A 15,906-nucleotide genomic window follows, 5' to 3' on the forward strand; every position below is an offset into this window, starting at 1 on the left:
CCGCCAGCGTTCAATCTGAGCCATGATCAAACTCTTCAATTTAAAGTTTAATTTGCACTTAACTAAAAGTGCGACTCAATACTACTGACTAAAACTTACTGCTAATGACTTATATAAATATAAGCAATTAACAACTTATTATTCTGAAATAATGAATTATTTCGTGTGTCACTATTATTGATGTTGCCTTTACAAGAAAGGACTTTGATTTTTTTGAAATCACATCAACAACAAGTGCTCACACAGATTGTTTGATTAAATTGTTAAAGAGCGTGCCTTTCGGCTAGGCGGCGTATATTACGCGCCTTTCGAACAATGTCAACGTCTTATTTTAACTTAATTTCAAACCGAAGTTCGAATCGTTAACGCGTTTATTTTATTCTCAAACTCGCTAGGTAACTTGCGCTACATCCCGTGTCTGTGGGGTCGCATTATAGGGATTGAGATCACATTGGCAAGTGTTAATTACTGTTTTATTCGATTTTTTGTTTGAATGATTATTTAGCGAACAACCTGCTTTATTTTTATACTAATTCATCTCTATATTTACTATTTATCTCGTTATAATGTATCCCTGTTTTATAAATTCATTATTTCTATATATAGAGAGAGTAAATATTGTGATTAATATAGATATATTAGTTGGTAGTACATTAGGCGGAACGGAATATGTAGCTGAAGCAACACAGCCACTTTTAGAAGCTGCAGGTTTTGCTTCTCAAGTTCACTTTTCTCCAGACCTGACGATGTTAGATATAGAAGGCCAACATATATGGTTAATTTGTTTAGCAACACACGGTGCAGGAGATTATCCAGATAACTTTAAAATGTTTGTTGAACAGATTAATGATCTATCTGATGAATTAACGAATGTGCATTTTGGTTTAATTGGCGTTGGCGATTCAAATTACGATACTTATTGTTATGCAGCAAAATATTTTGATCTTCTGTTAAGAGATAAAGGTGCTAAGCGTTTAGGCAATATTTTCAATATTGATGTAGTGGATTCTCCAATTCCTGAAGATCGTGTTGATGATTGGATCCCATTATGGATAAAAGATCTTAATTTATTAACGAATTAATGATTAAGTTACCCACAAGGTTCTGTGCATAATTCATTTATAACTATTGAATTAGTTTGGCGTAATTACTTTATAAAAATGTGCATAAGAAGCCCTGTTGATAAAGGCTGTTTCTATACGCAGGTTGATCGCATTAAGATCCCTTATTATGCACACGATCGGATCTCTTTTAAGATCCTGATCTTTAATCGATTAAACGTGTTCTACACAGAAATGCGTTTGCTTAATAAGTATAGTAATAAAAGATCTTTAAAGATCTATATATAATACTAATACTATTGTTTTCTTTTAAAACAACCTTGTTGCTTTCCTTTATTTTTTAAAAGAGTAAAATCACGCTTTAATTTTATACTGCTGTATTTGGAATATTATGATTTACCATGAACAATTTGACGTTATCGTTATTGGCGGTGGCCATGCGGGAACAGAAGCTGCTGCTGCGCCAGCTCGAATGGGATTAAAAACCCTGTTATTGACTCACAATATTGAGACTTTGGGTCAGATGTCATGTAACCCTGCTATTGGTGGGATTGGTAAAGGACATCTTGTTAAAGAGATTGATGCTTTAGGTGGCTTAATGGCATCAGCGATTGATAAAGGTGGTATTCAATTTAGAACCCTTAATTCAAGTAAAGGACCAGCTGTTCGTGCTACTCGTGCACAAGCAGATCGTCTTCTGTACAAAGCAGCTATTCGTGAAAAACTAGAAAACCAAGAAAATTTAAAAATATTCCAACAGGAAGTTGAAGATCTTATTATTGAAAACGATCGCGTTGTTGGTGTAATTACTAAAATGGGCGTTCGCTTTTCTGCAAAAACAGTGGTTTTGACAGTAGGTACTTTCTTAAATGGTTTAATTCATATTGGTTTAAAAAATTACAGTGGCGGTAGAGCAGGTGATCCAGCTTCGATTACGTTATCTGATCGATTAAAAGAAATGCCATTACGTATGGGACGTTTAAAGACAGGTACACCAGCACGTATTGATGCGCGTAGTATCGACTTTTCTGGTTTAGAAGTTCAACATGGCGATGATCCAACACCTGTATTTTCATTTTTAGGTAGCCGTAGTGAACACCCTCGTCAAATTCCATGTTATATCACTCATACCAATGAGAAAACACACGATATCATTCGAGCTAATTTAGATAGAAGTCCAATGTATTCTGGTGTGATTGAAGGTGTAGGTCCTCGTTACTGCCCTTCTATTGAAGATAAGATCATGCGTTTTGCTGATAAAAATTCACATCAAATATTTGTTGAACCAGAAGGTTTAACGACCCACGAAGTTTACCCTAATGGTATTTCTACAAGTTTACCTTTTGATGTTCAACTTGAATTTATTCAATCGATGAAAGGATTTGAGAATGCGTTTGTAACTCGACCTGGTTATGCAATTGAATATGATTATTTTGATCCACGTGATCTTAAAGCGACTTTAGAAAGCAAATATATCGATGGTTTATTTTTTGCAGGGCAAATCAATGGTACCACTGGTTATGAAGAAGCGGGAGCACAAGGCTTGTTAGCAGGTATGAATGCTGGTTTACAAGTACAAGATAAAGAAGGTTGGGCTCCTCGCCGTGATCAAGCTTACATGGGGGTTTTAGTTGATGATCTATCAACGTTAGGTACTAAAGAACCTTACCGTATGTTTACTAGTCGTGCTGAATATCGATTACTGTTACGTGAAGACAATGCTGATACACGTTTAACAGAGAAAGGACGTGAACTTGGTTTAGTCGATGATGTTCGTTGGAAAGCCTTTAGCGAAAAACAAGAACTTGTAGAAACTGAATTAAAACGTCTAAAAGTCCAATGGGTTAACCCAAATTCTATTAATGCCGATAAAATTAATGAATTATTGAAAAAACCTATGCAACGTGAAAGCACATTGGAAGCAATGATACGTAGACCTGAAGTGAACTATCAAAGCTTGATGAAAATTGAAGGTTTAGGACCAGCAATTGCCGATCCTATTGCTGCTGAACAAGTTGAAATAAATATAAAATATCAAGGTTATATCGATCGCCAGTTAGATGAAATTGAAAAATTGAAACGTCATGAAGACACTGCGTTACCTGTCGATCTTGATTATTCGGAGATTAAAGGTCTTTCAAATGAAGTGACGGCTAAATTAAACGATATTAAACCACACAGCATTGGACAAGCATCAAGAGTCTCGGGGATCACCCCTGCAGCTATCTCTATTTTATTAATCTATTTAAAGAAAAGCGGCGTTCGTCGTAAGGCTGGATAATGAATTTACGTTCTCAATTAGATAGCCTTTTAGCACAAACTGACTTAATTGTAACTGATCAACAGGCCTCTCAACTAGTAGCGTTAGTAGAGCTATTAGCTAAGTGGAACAAAGCCTATAACCTTACTTCTGTCCGTGATCCATCACAAATGCTTGTCAAACATATTTTGGACAGTATAGTCGTATCTCCTTATTTACAGGGCAATAGCTTTATTGACGTTGGTACTGGACCAGGATTACCTGGCTTACCTTTGGCTATTTTAAATCCTGATAAGCAATTTGTTTTATTAGATAGTTTAGGGAAGCGAATGCGTTTTATTCGTCAAGCTATTCTTAGCTTAGGGCTTAAAAACGTTGAAATAGTACAAAGTCGCGTTGAAGAATATCAACCAGAAGTTGGTTTTGATTGTGTGTTAAGTCGTGCCTTTGCTTCATTGGAAGATATGCTATCTTGGTGCAGTCACTTACCTAATGAAAGTGGACATTTTTTAGCCCTTAAAGGGCAATATCCTGAATCTGAAGTAGTTAATTTAGATTCTAAATTTGAATTTATAGAGTCAGTTACATTACAAGTCCCACAATTAGATGGTGAACGCTGTTTAGTCAAAGTTAAGCGTGTATCGTAATAACTCTCATATATTATTAAGTAGGTTTTTGTGGGTAAAATAATAGCAATTGCAAATCAAAAAGGTGGTGTAGGCAAAACCACTACTTGTGTTAATTTAGCGGCTTCAATGGCTGCAACAAAACGCAAAGTACTTATTATCGATCTCGATCCTCAAGGTAATGCCACCATGGGTAGTGGTATCGATAAATATGAAGTTGCACATACAGCCTATGATCTATTAATCGATGAGTTACCGCTTTCTGACGTTGTTGAAACTGAAACAACAGGTGGTTTTCATTTAGTGGCCGCTAATAGCGATGTTACTGCAGCTGAAGTTAAGTTAATGACCTTTTTCGCACGTGAAACCCGTTTAAGAACGGCTTTAGAAGGTGCTAGAGAGGTTTACGATTATATCTTTATTGATTGTCCTCCTTCATTGAATATGCTGACTGTTAATGCCATGACAGCAGCAGATTCAGTATTAGTACCAATGCAGTGTGAGTATTATGCTTTAGAAGGATTAACAGCCTTAATCGATACCATAAGCAAATTAACTGCTGTTGTTAATGCAGATCTTAAGATCGAGGGTATTTTACGTACGATGTACGATCCTAGAAATAGATTATCTACCGATGTATCAGATCAGCTTAAAAAACATTTTGGCGATAAAGTTTACCGTACGATCATCCCTCGTAACATTCGTTTAGCTGAAGCACCTAGTTTCAGTAAACCGGTGATGTATTATGATAAAAACTCAACGGGTGCAAGAGCTTATTTGTCATTAGCCGGTGAAATATTAAGACGAGAAGAACAATCTATCAGTACTGATCAGGAAGTGATTTAATATGCTAGGTAAAAAAAGAGGGTTAGGGAAAGGATTAGACTCATTGTTAAGTAGCAGTACTGTTACACGCAACAAACAAGTCTCCCATGATATTAATGCTGAAAAGACGCAACAACTTGTTAGTAATGAACAAGGTGCCCTTCAAGACTTAGATATCAACCTGTTGCAGGTTGGTAAGTACCAACCTCGTCGTGATATGTCAGCTGATGCATTACAAGAGTTAGCTAACTCAATTCATGCTCAAGGCATTATTCAACCGATTGTAGTTCGAGAGACCGGTCATCAAAAATATGAGATTATTGCAGGTGAACGTCGTTGGCGTGCAGCTAAAATAGTTGGATTAGCTTCTATTCCGTGTTTGATTAAAAATGTGGAAGATGATGCTGCGATTGCGATTGCTTTAATTGAAAATATTCAGCGTGAAAACCTGAATGCAATGGAAGAAGCGATCGCGTTAAAGCGTATTGTTGATGAATTTGAGTTAACACATCAAGAAGTGGCGACCGCAGTCGGTAAATCGCGTACAGCTGTTAGTAATTTATTACGTTTAAATAACCTCAATGAAGATGTTCAAATATTATTAGAACATGGTGACTTAGAAATGGGTCATGCTAGAGCTTTATTAGTATGCGAAGGGCAATTACAGTCTGACCTTGCAAAGACGGTTGTTAGTAAAGTATTGAGCGTGCGTGAAACTGAAAAATTAGTTAAACAGGCTCAAACCCCAGATAAAGTTAAAAAAACCGCTTTAGTTTGTGACAAAACTGAGTTGTTTGTTACAACTTTAGAAAATAAATTTGGTCTCAAAGTAACAGCTAAAAATAGTAAAAACGGTAATGGAAAACTAGTTATAGATTACACTTCCATCACTGACTTAGATGCATTGATCACATTAATTGAAAATAATTAAAAATAAATACATCTTTTCAGCAATTTATTATTTTAGGTCATTAAATATTTAATTCATTTAATATTAAATATACCTCAATTTTACTCTATTCTTGCATCACAAGAGCTCACTCATATTGCATTGACATTTTTTGTCGGTATAATTTGCGCGGGTTTTAGTTTGTGACAATAAAATGATTAATTTAGTTATTTTTAATGTTTCAAGCTAGCTAGTAAAAGGAAATCGGAGTGGTTGATAAACTAGCAAAAAAAGGTCAGGTTTCAGGGCTGAAATTAGTGACTTTTCAATTATTATTAGTGCTATTTGCTGCATTGATTTCAACAGTGTTTTTTTCGAATAAAGCAGGTTATTCAGCTTTGCTAGGAGGAATCACTTTTTTGCTTCCTAATCTTGTTTTTGTTTTGATGACATTTGCTCACGCAGGTGCTCGGCAATCTCAAAAGGTACTTAGGGGGTTTTACGCAGGAGAGGCTATTAAACTCTTTTTAACTGTGTTGTTATTTGTTGTGTTTTTAAAATATGGAACGTTATCTTTGATCGCTTTTTATATTTCATTCTCATTGCTTGTTGCTTCGCAGTGGTTAGCGCCTTTCTTTTTCTATAACAACGATGGGATAAAACATGTCAGGTCAAGGTGAAGCTCTAACATCATCAAGTTATATTCAACATCATTTAACAAACCTTACATGGAGTGTTGATGGTGGCTGGAATGCGCATGATGCTGGATTTTGGACTTTTCACGTCGATTCTCTACTGGTAGCAGTAGGCCTCGGTGTATTATTTCTTTGGTTGTTTCGTAGTGTTGCAAAACATTCTACTGTTGGTGTACCTGGTAAGTTACAGTGTTTCATCGAAATGGTAATTGATTTTGTAGACGAGAATGTAAAAGATACATTTCATGGCAAAAATGCCTTGATAGCACCTTTAGCATTAACTATTTTCGTTTGGGTATTCTTAATGAACCTAATGGATTTAGTTCCTGTTGATTTGCTACCTCACGCTGCGCAAGCTATCGGAGTACCTTATCTTAAAGTTGTACCTACAACTGATTTAAACGTAACACTTGGTATGTCATTGAGTGTCTTCGCTTTAATCATTTACTACACTGTTAAAGTAAAAGGTTTCGGTGGGTTCGTTAAAGAACTAACTATGCAACCGTTTAACCACTGGGCATTTATCCCTGTAAACTTCCTACTTGAATCTGTAACGCTATTAGCTAAACCAGTTTCATTAGGTCTGCGTTTATTCGGAAATCTATATGCAGGTGAGTTAATCTTTATTTTGATAGCACTACTGGGTTACTGGCAATTACCACTGTATTTTCCGTGGGCAGTATTCCATATTTTAATTATTGTTCTACAAGCTTTCATATTTATGATGTTAACTATCGTATATATGAGTATGGCGCACGAAGATCATTAATTATTTAGGTATGACGTTAACTTTTACTTTTATTAGTAATTACTTTTAAACATTAAAACAACTTATTTTATTTGGAGAATTTTTCATGGAAACAGTATTAGGTTTTACTGCAATCGCTGTAGCACTTCTAATTGGTTTAGGCGCTGCTGGTACAGCTATCGGTTTTGGTATCTTAGGTGGTAAATTCCTAGAAGGTGCTGCTCGTCAACCTGAAATGGCACCTATGTTACAAGTTAAAATGTTCATTGTTGCTGGTCTTATCGATGCAATCGCAATGATCGGTGTTGGTATTGCATTATTCTTCACATTTGCAAACCCATTTGTAGCTCAACTAGCGGGCTAATAACGGATCCTAATTTACTTAATTACTAAGGAGCTGTTATGAATATTAATGCAACCCTAATTGGCCAAGCTATCGCATTTGCGATATTTGTTTGGTTCTGCATGAAGTATGTGTGGCCACCACTTTTAGACGCAATTGAAGCGCGTCAAAAGAAAATTGCTGATGGTTTAACGCAAGCTGAACGTGCAGGAAAAGATCTTGAACTTGCGCAAGCAAAAGCAGCTGAAAAGCTGAAAGAAGCTAAAGCACAAGCTGCAGAAATTATTGATCAAGCTAATAAGCGTCGTACACAAATTGTTGAAGAAGCTAAAAATGAAGCAGAAACAGAGCGCAGTAAAATTGTTGCTCAAGGTGAAGCTGAAGTTGAAGCTGAACGTAACCGTGCTCGTGAAGAGTTACGTCAACAAGTTGCTGTTCTAGCTATTGCGGGTGCTGAGAAAATCATTAAGCGTACTATTGATAAAGAAGCGAATAGCGACATTATTGATAAATTAGTTGCTGAACTATAAGGAGCGAAGTTATGTCTGAATTGACTACTGTAGCTCGTCCTTATGCAAGAGCCGCTTTTGAATTTGCAGTTAGTAATAACAATATCGAAGCTTGGTCTACGATGATGTTTTTTGCCACTGAAGTTGCACAGGATGCAACCATGGCAAAAATACTAACACGCGATAAAGCACCAAAAGAGTTAGCTGATCTATTTATTAATGTTTGTGGCGACCAACTCGATGAGAATGGTCAAAACTTTATTAAAGTATTAGCTGAAAATGGACGTTTGAGTGTTTTGCCTCGCATTACACAACTTTTTTCTGATTTAGAAACTGAGTATAAAAAAGAGATCGACGCTGATGTTGTCTCTGCTTACGCTCTGTCTAAAGTTCAATTGAATGAGTTGAGTATTTCGCTAGAAAAACGTCTCGCACGAAAAGTAAACCTAAATTGTAGTATTGATAAAAGCTTAATTGCCGGGATGGTAATTACTGCTGGAGATTTAGTGATTGATAGCACAGCTAGCGGTCAATTATCTCGTTTATCACATACCTTACAATCATAATGGGAAGTTAGCATGCAACTGAATTCCACTGAAATTAGCGATCTTATCAAGCAACGAATTGGAAAATTTGAAGCGGTAAGCGAAGCGCGAAATGAAGGTACAATCGTTTCTGTAAGCGATGGTATTATTCGTATCAATGGCCTTGCTGAATGTATGCAAGGTGAAATGATCGAACTACCAAATGGTAGCTTTGCTATGGCACTTAACCTTGAGCGTGACTCGGTAGGTGCAGTAGTAATGGGACCTTACCGTAACCTTAAAGAAGGTGAAAAGGTAAAATCAACTGGTCGTATTCTTGAAGTACCAGTAGGTAAAGGTCTTCTAGGTCGTGTTGTAAACACAATGGGTGAGCCGATTGATGGAAAAGGACCTATCGAAAACGATGGTTACTCTCCAATTGAAGTTATTGCACCTGGTGTTATCGATCGTAAATCAGTTGATCAACCAGTACAAACTGGTTGGAAATCAATTGATTCAATGATTCCAATCGGTCGTGGTCAACGTGAACTTATCATCGGTGACCGTCAAGTAGGTAAAACTGCTATTGCAATCGATGCAATCATTAACCAAAAATCAACAGGTTTATACTCAATCTATGTAGCAATTGGCCAAAAAGCGTCAACAATTGCCAACGTAGTACGTAAACTTGAAGAGCATGGCGCATTAGAAAATACTATCGTTGTTGTTGCCTCTGCTTCTGAAGCGGCTGCACTGCAATACCTAGCTCCATATGCTGGTTGTTCAATGGGTGAATACTTCCGTGACCGCGGTGAAGATGCACTGATTGTATATGATGATCTTTCTAAGCAAGCTGTTGCTTACCGTCAAATTTCACTATTGCTTAAACGCCCACCTGGTCGTGAAGCATACCCTGGTGATGTTTTCTACCTTCACTCACGTCTTCTAGAGCGTGCATCTCGTGTAAGCGAGCATTACGTTGAAACCTTTACTAAAGGTGCAGTGAAAGGTAAAACTGGTTCATTAACAGCATTACCAATCATTGAAACACAAGCGGGCGATGTATCTGCATTCGTACCTACTAACGTAATCTCTATTACAGATGGTCAGATATTCTTAACAACTGAGCTATTTAATAGTGGTGTACGTCCAGCCGTTGATCCAGGTATATCTGTATCTCGTGTTGGTGGTGCTGCTCAGTGTAAAGTGATTAAAAAGCTTTCTGGTGGTATTCGTACTGCTTTAGCGCAATACCGTGAATTAGCAGCGTTTGCACAGTTTGCATCTGACTTAGATGAAGCGACTCGTAAACAGCTTGATCATGGTAAAAAAGTAACTGAATTAATGAAGCAGAAACAATATGCTCCAATGTCAGTTGTTGAACAAGCGTTATCACTATTTGCTGCAGAGAAAGGCTTCTTAAATGATGTCGATGTTGAAAAAGTATTAGACTTTGAAGCATCTTTAATCTCTTACGCTAAAAATGAGCATGCTGAGTTCTATGCTCAAATTAATGCATCTGGTGATTACAACAAAGAAATTGAAGGGCAATTTAAAGCACTTTTAGAATCTTTCGTTGCGACGCAAACCTGGTAATTAATTAACGGCGCGAGTCGTTAATTAGCATTAATTAGGAGTTAGAAATGGCCGGCGATAAAGAAATTAGAAATAAGATCGCGAGTGTGAAAAATACTCAAAAGATTACTGGTGCCATGGAAATGGTTGCAGCATCAAAGATGCGTCGTGCGCAACAGCGTATGCAAAGCAGTCTTTCTTATGCAGCGACTATGCGCAAAGTGATCGGTCATATCGCATTAGGTAACTTGGAATACCATCACCCTTATCTTGAAGAAAGAGAAGTGAAACGTGTTGGTTATATTGTCATTTCAAGTGATCGTGGTTTATGTGGTGGTTTAAACATTAATTTGTTTAAACCAGTTATCCAAGAAATGAAAAAACACAGCGAAGCTGGTGTTGAAATTGATTTAGCCGTTATCGGTTCTAAAGCAAAAAGTTTCTTTGGTAATTTAGGCGCTAACATTGTTGCTCAAGCTACGGCTTTGGGTGATGCACCGGCAATTGATGATTTAATCGGTTCGGTAAAAGTAATGTTAGATGCTTACGATGAAGGTAAACTTGATCGTTTATATATAGTGAACAATAAATTCGTTAGTACCATGGTACAAGAACCTACAATCAGTCAATTATTGCCTCTGCCAAAAGCAGAAAGTGATGATGAAGTTGCCGCCCATCACTGGGATTACATCTACGAAGGTGATGCTAAAAATATTTTAGATTCACTACTAGTTCGTTATGTTGAATCTCAAGTGTATCAAGCGGTAGTTGAAAACTTAGCGTGTGAACAAGTTTCACGTATGGTTGCAATGAAAGCTGCAACAGACAACGCAAGTGACTTGATTGAAGATTTACAACTTGTTGCCAACAAAGCACGTCAAGCTGCAATAACTCAGGAACTTTCTGAGATTTGTGGTGGTGCGGCTGCGGTATAATTTTAATATAGATTTTAGAGGATCAGAAATGAGTTCAGGTAAAATCGTACAGATTATCGGTGCTGTTGTGGATGTTGAATTCCCACAAGAAAGCGTTCCGAATATATACAGTGCACTGATCGTGACTGAGAAAAACCTAACAATGGAAGTGCAGCAACAAATTGGTGGCGGCGTTGTACGTTGTATCGCTATGGGTGCTTCTGAGGGTTTAAGTCGTGGTTTAGAAGTTACTGATACTAAACATGCAATCACAGTACCTGTTGGTACGGCTACATTAGGCCGTATTATGAATGTATTGGGTGAGCCGATTGATGAATGTGGTCCTGTTGTTTCTGATGAACAATACGAGATTCACCGTGCAGCTCCTTCTTATGAAGAGCAGTCAGCATCAAATGAAACACTGGAAGTAGGTATCAAAGTTATCGACCTAATCTGCCCATTCGCAAGAGGTGGTAAAATCGGCCTGTTCGGTGGTGCTGGTGTTGGTAAAACAGTTAACATGATGGAACTTATCAATAACATCGCACTTAAACATTCAGGTTTGTCTGTTTTTGCTGGTGTTGGTGAGCGTACTCGTGAAGGTAACGATTTCTACTTTGAAATGCAGGAAGCTGGCGTTGTAAACGTTGAAAAACCTGAATTATCAAAAGTAGCAATGGTTTACGGTCAAATGAATGAGCCACCAGGAAACCGTTTACGTGTTGCCCTAACTGGTCTTACTATGGCTGAACGCTTCCGTGATGAAGGTAAAGATGTACTTCTATTCATTGATAACATCTACCGCTATACACTAGCAGGAACTGAAGTATCAGCTCTACTAGGTCGTATGCCATCAGCCGTTGGTTACCAACCAACACTTGCTGAAGAGATGGGTGTTTTACAAGAGCGTATTACCTCTACTAAAACGGGTTCTATCACTTCTATCCAAGCGGTATACGTACCTGCCGATGATTTAACGGATCCATCTCCTGCAACAACCTTTGCTCACTTAGACGCAACAGTTGTACTTAACCGTAATATCGCATCAATGGGTTTATACCCAGCGATTGACCCGTTAGATTCAACTTCACGTCAACTTGATCCATTAGTTGTTGGCCAAGAGCATTACGATATTGCACGTGGTGTACAAGGTATTTTACAGCGTTATAAAGAGCTGAAAGATATCATTGCTATCCTAGGTATGGATGAGCTTTCTGAAGAAGATAAGCAAATCGTATCTCGTGCACGTAAAGTTGAGAAATTCTTAACTCAGCCTTACCATGTAGCTGAAGTATTTACAGGCGACCCAGGTATTTACGTACCGCTTAAAGACACATTAGCTGGCTTTAAAGGTTTGATTGCTGGTGAATACGACGACATCCCTGAGCAAGCGTTCCTATACGTAGGTGCAATTGAAGAAGCTGTCGAAAACGCTAAAAAAATGTAACAGCTGGAGGTTACTATGGCTAAATCAATGACCACACATTTAGATGTTGTAAGTGCTGAAAAATCTCTGTTCTCAGGGCTTGTTTCGCATTTATCAGTATCTGGTCAAGAAGGTGAACTAGGCATTATGCATGGTCACACGCCATTACTTACACCGATTAAACCAGGAATGGTTCAGTTAGTTAAACAAGATGGTGGCGAAGAAGTCATTTATATCTCAGGCGGTTTTCTTGAAGTGCAGCCTGGTGGTGTTACCGTATTAGCCGATACTGCAATTCGTGGTCAAGATCTTGACCAAGCGAAAGCAGAAGAAGCAAAACGTGCTGCTGAAGCTCAAATGTCAAATCCTTCTAAGGATATTGATTTTGCACTTGTTACTGCACAGCTTGCGCAAGCTGTTGCACAGTTACGCGCGATTAAGTTAATACGTAAGTAGATATTTAAACTCTCGTTAAAAAGGCGACCTTAGGGTCGCCTTTTTTATTATGTTTAATAAATTAAATCTATTTTACTTGTTAAAAAAATCCACTCCCTCGTTGTAAATTTCGTAAAGGGAACAGTCATTCACATCTTTAATTGAACTGTTTTTTCAGGGCAAAATTTAGATTACACATTTAATGTCATCGGTATAAATTATCTTTTACTTAATAACCTGTTTAGCCAATAAAAATAATAGAGAATAGTTTATTTTACTGTTAGATCCAATGTCAGAGACTCTAACACTATGTTTTACATGCTGAATAGCTGATTCACATTTATTATTATTAGATTAAATACCCAGTATAAATATAATATAAACACTAATTCGCTGTAATGCTTACGAGGCTTTTAATCTAAGAAATGAGTTAATATCATAACTTTAGTCCCATCAGCACTCATTCTGTAAACAGTATTTTATTATTAATAACAAGAGATTATGAGTAGAGGCCATTGAAGACTATGTACTGTATAAGCTGTATTTTTTATTAACAGACTTTTTGAGATTTGAGTTTAAAAAAGCAGGTAAAATAGATATAAAAACGCACCCATTAAGAGAGTGCGCTTTAATATTTATTATCAGAGTTTGATATTAAATATTATTCTCCACATGCACCGATAGCAGCAGGGATAGAAAGAGCTGGAACTAGTAAGTAATCCATAGAACAGTCTTTAGCGCTGTTGTAAGTAGTACCAGTACAACCAGCAAGAAGAATTACGGCTACAGCAGCTACTGCTAACTTAATAGATTTCATGTTATATCCTTATTTTATATTTAAATTCAAACAATCAAATTATTGTCAGTGGGAATATAACTTATCATATAGAAATTGGCTATTAAATATTTTATTTAAAAATATAATGTGAATTTTATTTTTTACTTTTTATTTTACATTTAAAGTGTTGATAATAAATATAAATAATTGGTTTGTGATTACTTAGTAAACAAGGTGTGATGTTTTAATTTAATTAAAATCATAAATTAATATATATTTATAATATGATTTTATAAGGAATTTAATTTGTTTTTAAATTAAATTTAATATAATAAAGTTAGTATTAGTTTATATATTTTACCTTCTCTCTAATGTATTTTACAACGTATTAAAAATACCATTTAGGCCTTTAAAATGTTGTTGCCTTTATTTTTAACTGCCATTCTGGCAATTCTGTTTTTCCTTTATCTGATAATTTATAAGTTCCGTGCCCTATTTTATCAAACCATTCATAATAATTACTGTAGAGAAACTGCGTAGCTTGTTGCTCGTCAATTCCCTTTTTGATTTCAGCCCCCGAAGCCGTATCTGTTTTAGATAAGTACTCAGCGACTCGTATACATCGTTGTCGATAAGCCGTTAAACCTGCTTTTTTTGTTGTTGAACCGCCTTTTTGAGTGTCACCTTGGCGTAGGCTAAATTCTTTTAATAATGCTGATTGTTTACGTTTGTTTTTTCTCGGTTGGTATTCTTTAGGGTCACTAATAACTTCAACATATTGTTGTTTTTCTTGTATATCTACAACAATCAAACCTAACCCTAAACGTGCAACTAGTTTTTTGATTTGTTTGCTTTTGGTTTTATACATTGGCGTTTGTTTAGGGATGGCAATGTAGACTATATCCGCTAAAGTAAAACGATCGATAGATTGTAATAATAGGGTAATGTTGAGTGTTAATTTTAATTCGATAATAATAATTTCATCGTCTTTTTTAGCGACAATATCGCATTGCTTTATTTCACCTTTAACTTCGTAACCTTGTTTATTTAAAAAGAGTTTAATAGGTAAATAAAGATCGCTCTCTTTTAATTTTTTAAGCATTTTAATTCACTTTTTTATTTCAATTTAGAGTCTATTTTAAGCTTAAAAGTCTACTCTATTTATTGTCTTTTTGTTTGTTATCTATTGTGCCAGTTAATATATTTACTTATTGAGTTTATGATTTATTAGACACTAACAATTGACGGTATCAAAATTATTCAATTTTGTTTTTCTGCTGATCTAATATTACGCTGTAAAGTTAGCGTATACATCTATTGCCATTGGTATAATTGGCGTCAATAGGTATAATGAATTTCATTTTTTTTAATCAACTCGAAGCCTAAATCATGCAAAAATTTGATACAAAAACATTCCAAGGGCTGATTCTTGCGTTGCAAGACTTCTGGGCTCGCCAAGGTTGTGCCATTGTACAGCCACTTGATATGGAAGTAGGTGCTGGAACATTCCACCCACAAACTTTTTTACGTTCTATTGGTCCTGAGCCAATGAGCAGTGCTTATGTACAACCTTGCCGTCGCCCTACTGATGGTCGCTACGGTGAAAACCCTAATCGTTTACAACACTATTACCAATTCCAAGTTGTATTAAAACCTTCTCCTAAAAATATTCAAGAATTGTACTTACAATCACTTGAAGAGATTGGTATTGATACTTCTATTCATGATATCCGCTTTGTTGAAGATAACTGGGAATCACCTACGTTAGGTGCATGGGGATTAGGCTGGGAAATCTGGCTAAATGGTATGGAAGTGACGCAATTTACCTATTTCCAACAAGTTGGTGGTCTTGAGTGCTCCCCGGTTACTGGTGAAATTACTTATGGTTTAGAACGTCTTGCTATGTACGTTCAAGGTGTGGATAGTATCTACGATCTCGTCTGGACAGATGGCCCAATGGGTAAAGTAACTTACGGTGATATCTTCCATCAAAATGAAGTGGAACAATCTACTTACAACTTTGAATATGCAGATGTTGATGCATTATTTACACAGTTTGATCAATGTGAAAAAGATAGCCAAAAATTAATTGAAGTTAATTTGCCGTTACCTGCTTATGAGCAAGTAATGAAAGCATCACATGTATTTAACCTGTTAGATGCTCGTCATGCTATCTCTGTTACTGAACGTCAGCGTTATATATTACGTGTTCGCTCATTATCAAAAGCGGTTGCAGAAGCTTATTACGCTAAGCGTGAAGCACTTGGTTTTCCACTTTGTAAAAATTTAAATTAATAG

General features: G+C 36.5%; 17 protein-coding genes. 15 read left to right on the forward strand and 2 right to left on the reverse strand.

What is annotated here, in order from left to right; all coding sequences use genetic code 11:
- Positions 1 to 620: 620 nt before the first annotated feature.
- The 14 genes from mioC to SP041_RS10370 all read left to right on the forward strand — a co-directional run bounded on the left by mioC (position 621) and on the right by SP041_RS10370 (position 12,851).
- Positions 621 to 1,082, forward strand: a complete 462-nt coding sequence (gene mioC / locus SP041_RS10305; protein WP_025565318.1) for an FMN-binding protein MioC — start codon at positions 621 to 623, stop codon at positions 1,080 to 1,082.
- A 370-nt stretch (positions 1,083 to 1,452) separates the two neighbouring features.
- Positions 1,453 to 3,342: a tRNA uridine-5-carboxymethylaminomethyl(34) synthesis enzyme MnmG gene (gene mnmG / locus SP041_RS10310; RefSeq protein ID WP_025565317.1), complete on the forward strand. Its 1,890-nt coding sequence runs from the start codon at positions 1,453 to 1,455 to the stop codon at positions 3,340 to 3,342.
- The gene (gene rsmG / locus SP041_RS10315; RefSeq protein ID WP_025565316.1) at positions 3,342 to 3,968 is read left to right on the forward strand and encodes a 16S rRNA (guanine(527)-N(7))-methyltransferase RsmG; all 627 of its coding nucleotides are present in this window, start codon (positions 3,342 to 3,344) and stop codon (positions 3,966 to 3,968) included. The genes mnmG and rsmG overlap by 1 nt, the downstream gene beginning before the upstream one ends.
- 30 nt (positions 3,969 to 3,998) lie before the next feature.
- Positions 3,999 to 4,793: a ParA family protein gene (locus tag SP041_RS10320; RefSeq protein ID WP_025565315.1), complete on the forward strand. Its 795-nt coding sequence runs from the start codon at positions 3,999 to 4,001 to the stop codon at positions 4,791 to 4,793.
- 1 nt (position 4,794) lies between these two features.
- Positions 4,795 to 5,703 carry a ParB/RepB/Spo0J family partition protein gene (locus tag SP041_RS10325; RefSeq protein WP_025565313.1) on the forward strand — a complete coding sequence of 303 codons (909 nt, stop codon included), beginning with the start codon at positions 4,795 to 4,797 and terminating at the stop codon, positions 5,701 to 5,703.
- Positions 5,704 to 5,930: 227 nt separating this feature from the next.
- The gene (locus tag SP041_RS10330) at positions 5,931 to 6,341 is read left to right on the forward strand and encodes an ATP synthase subunit I (protein ID WP_025565312.1); all 411 of its coding nucleotides are present in this window, start codon (positions 5,931 to 5,933) and stop codon (positions 6,339 to 6,341) included.
- Positions 6,325 to 7,125: a F0F1 ATP synthase subunit A gene (atpB, locus tag SP041_RS10335; RefSeq protein WP_025565311.1), complete on the forward strand. Its 801-nt coding sequence runs from the start codon at positions 6,325 to 6,327 to the stop codon at positions 7,123 to 7,125. The genes SP041_RS10330 and atpB overlap by 17 nt, the downstream gene beginning before the upstream one ends.
- Before the next feature lie 85 nt (positions 7,126 to 7,210).
- Positions 7,211 to 7,468 (forward strand): F0F1 ATP synthase subunit C, encoded by a 258-nt coding sequence (gene atpE, locus SP041_RS10340; protein WP_025565310.1) that lies wholly within the window; start codon positions 7,211 to 7,213, stop codon positions 7,466 to 7,468.
- A gap of 38 nt (positions 7,469 to 7,506) precedes the next feature.
- The gene (gene atpF / locus SP041_RS10345) at positions 7,507 to 7,977 is read left to right on the forward strand and encodes a F0F1 ATP synthase subunit B (protein ID WP_025565309.1); all 471 of its coding nucleotides are present in this window, start codon (positions 7,507 to 7,509) and stop codon (positions 7,975 to 7,977) included.
- An 11-nt stretch (positions 7,978 to 7,988) separates the two neighbouring features.
- Entirely contained in the window at positions 7,989 to 8,522 is a 534-nt protein-coding gene (gene atpH, locus SP041_RS10350) for a F0F1 ATP synthase subunit delta (protein WP_025565308.1), read from the forward strand.
- A 12-nt stretch (positions 8,523 to 8,534) separates the two neighbouring features.
- On the forward strand, positions 8,535 to 10,076 hold the full coding sequence (gene atpA / locus SP041_RS10355) for a F0F1 ATP synthase subunit alpha (protein WP_025565307.1): 1,542 nt from the start codon (positions 8,535 to 8,537) through the stop codon (positions 10,074 to 10,076).
- Between the two features lie 47 nt (positions 10,077 to 10,123).
- Positions 10,124 to 10,990 (forward strand): F0F1 ATP synthase subunit gamma, encoded by an 867-nt coding sequence (gene atpG, locus SP041_RS10360; RefSeq protein ID WP_025565306.1) that lies wholly within the window; start codon positions 10,124 to 10,126, stop codon positions 10,988 to 10,990.
- Positions 10,991 to 11,018: 28 nt separating this feature from the next.
- The gene (gene atpD / locus SP041_RS10365; protein ID WP_025565305.1) at positions 11,019 to 12,416 is read left to right on the forward strand and encodes a F0F1 ATP synthase subunit beta; all 1,398 of its coding nucleotides are present in this window, start codon (positions 11,019 to 11,021) and stop codon (positions 12,414 to 12,416) included.
- Positions 12,417 to 12,431: 15 nt separating this feature from the next.
- The gene (locus SP041_RS10370; protein ID WP_025565304.1) at positions 12,432 to 12,851 is read left to right on the forward strand and encodes a F0F1 ATP synthase subunit epsilon; all 420 of its coding nucleotides are present in this window, start codon (positions 12,432 to 12,434) and stop codon (positions 12,849 to 12,851) included.
- Between the two features lie 640 nt (positions 12,852 to 13,491).
- Here SP041_RS10370 and SP041_RS10375 read toward each other — a convergent pair.
- Together SP041_RS10375 and SP041_RS10380 are read right to left on the reverse strand one after the other, a co-directional pair.
- Positions 13,492 to 13,647, reverse strand: coding sequence for a DUF4223 family protein (locus SP041_RS10375; protein ID WP_025565303.1), 156 nt, complete (start codon positions 13,645 to 13,647; stop codon positions 13,492 to 13,494).
- Between the two features lie 370 nt (positions 13,648 to 14,017).
- The gene (locus SP041_RS10380; RefSeq protein WP_025565302.1) at positions 14,018 to 14,710 is read right to left on the reverse strand and encodes a DUF2161 family putative PD-(D/E)XK-type phosphodiesterase; all 693 of its coding nucleotides are present in this window, start codon (positions 14,708 to 14,710) and stop codon (positions 14,018 to 14,020) included.
- A 287-nt stretch (positions 14,711 to 14,997) separates the two neighbouring features.
- On the opposite strand from SP041_RS10380, the gene glyQ reads away from it, so the two are divergent.
- Positions 14,998 to 15,903 carry a glycine--tRNA ligase subunit alpha gene (glyQ, locus tag SP041_RS10385; RefSeq protein ID WP_025565301.1) on the forward strand — a complete coding sequence of 302 codons (906 nt, stop codon included), beginning with the start codon at positions 14,998 to 15,000 and terminating at the stop codon, positions 15,901 to 15,903.
- Positions 15,904 to 15,906: the final 3 nt, after the last annotated feature.

The sequence above is a fragment of the Psychromonas sp. SP041 genome (assembly GCF_000470315.2).
In the GTDB taxonomy this organism is placed as follows: domain Bacteria; phylum Pseudomonadota; class Gammaproteobacteria; order Enterobacterales; family Psychromonadaceae; genus Psychromonas.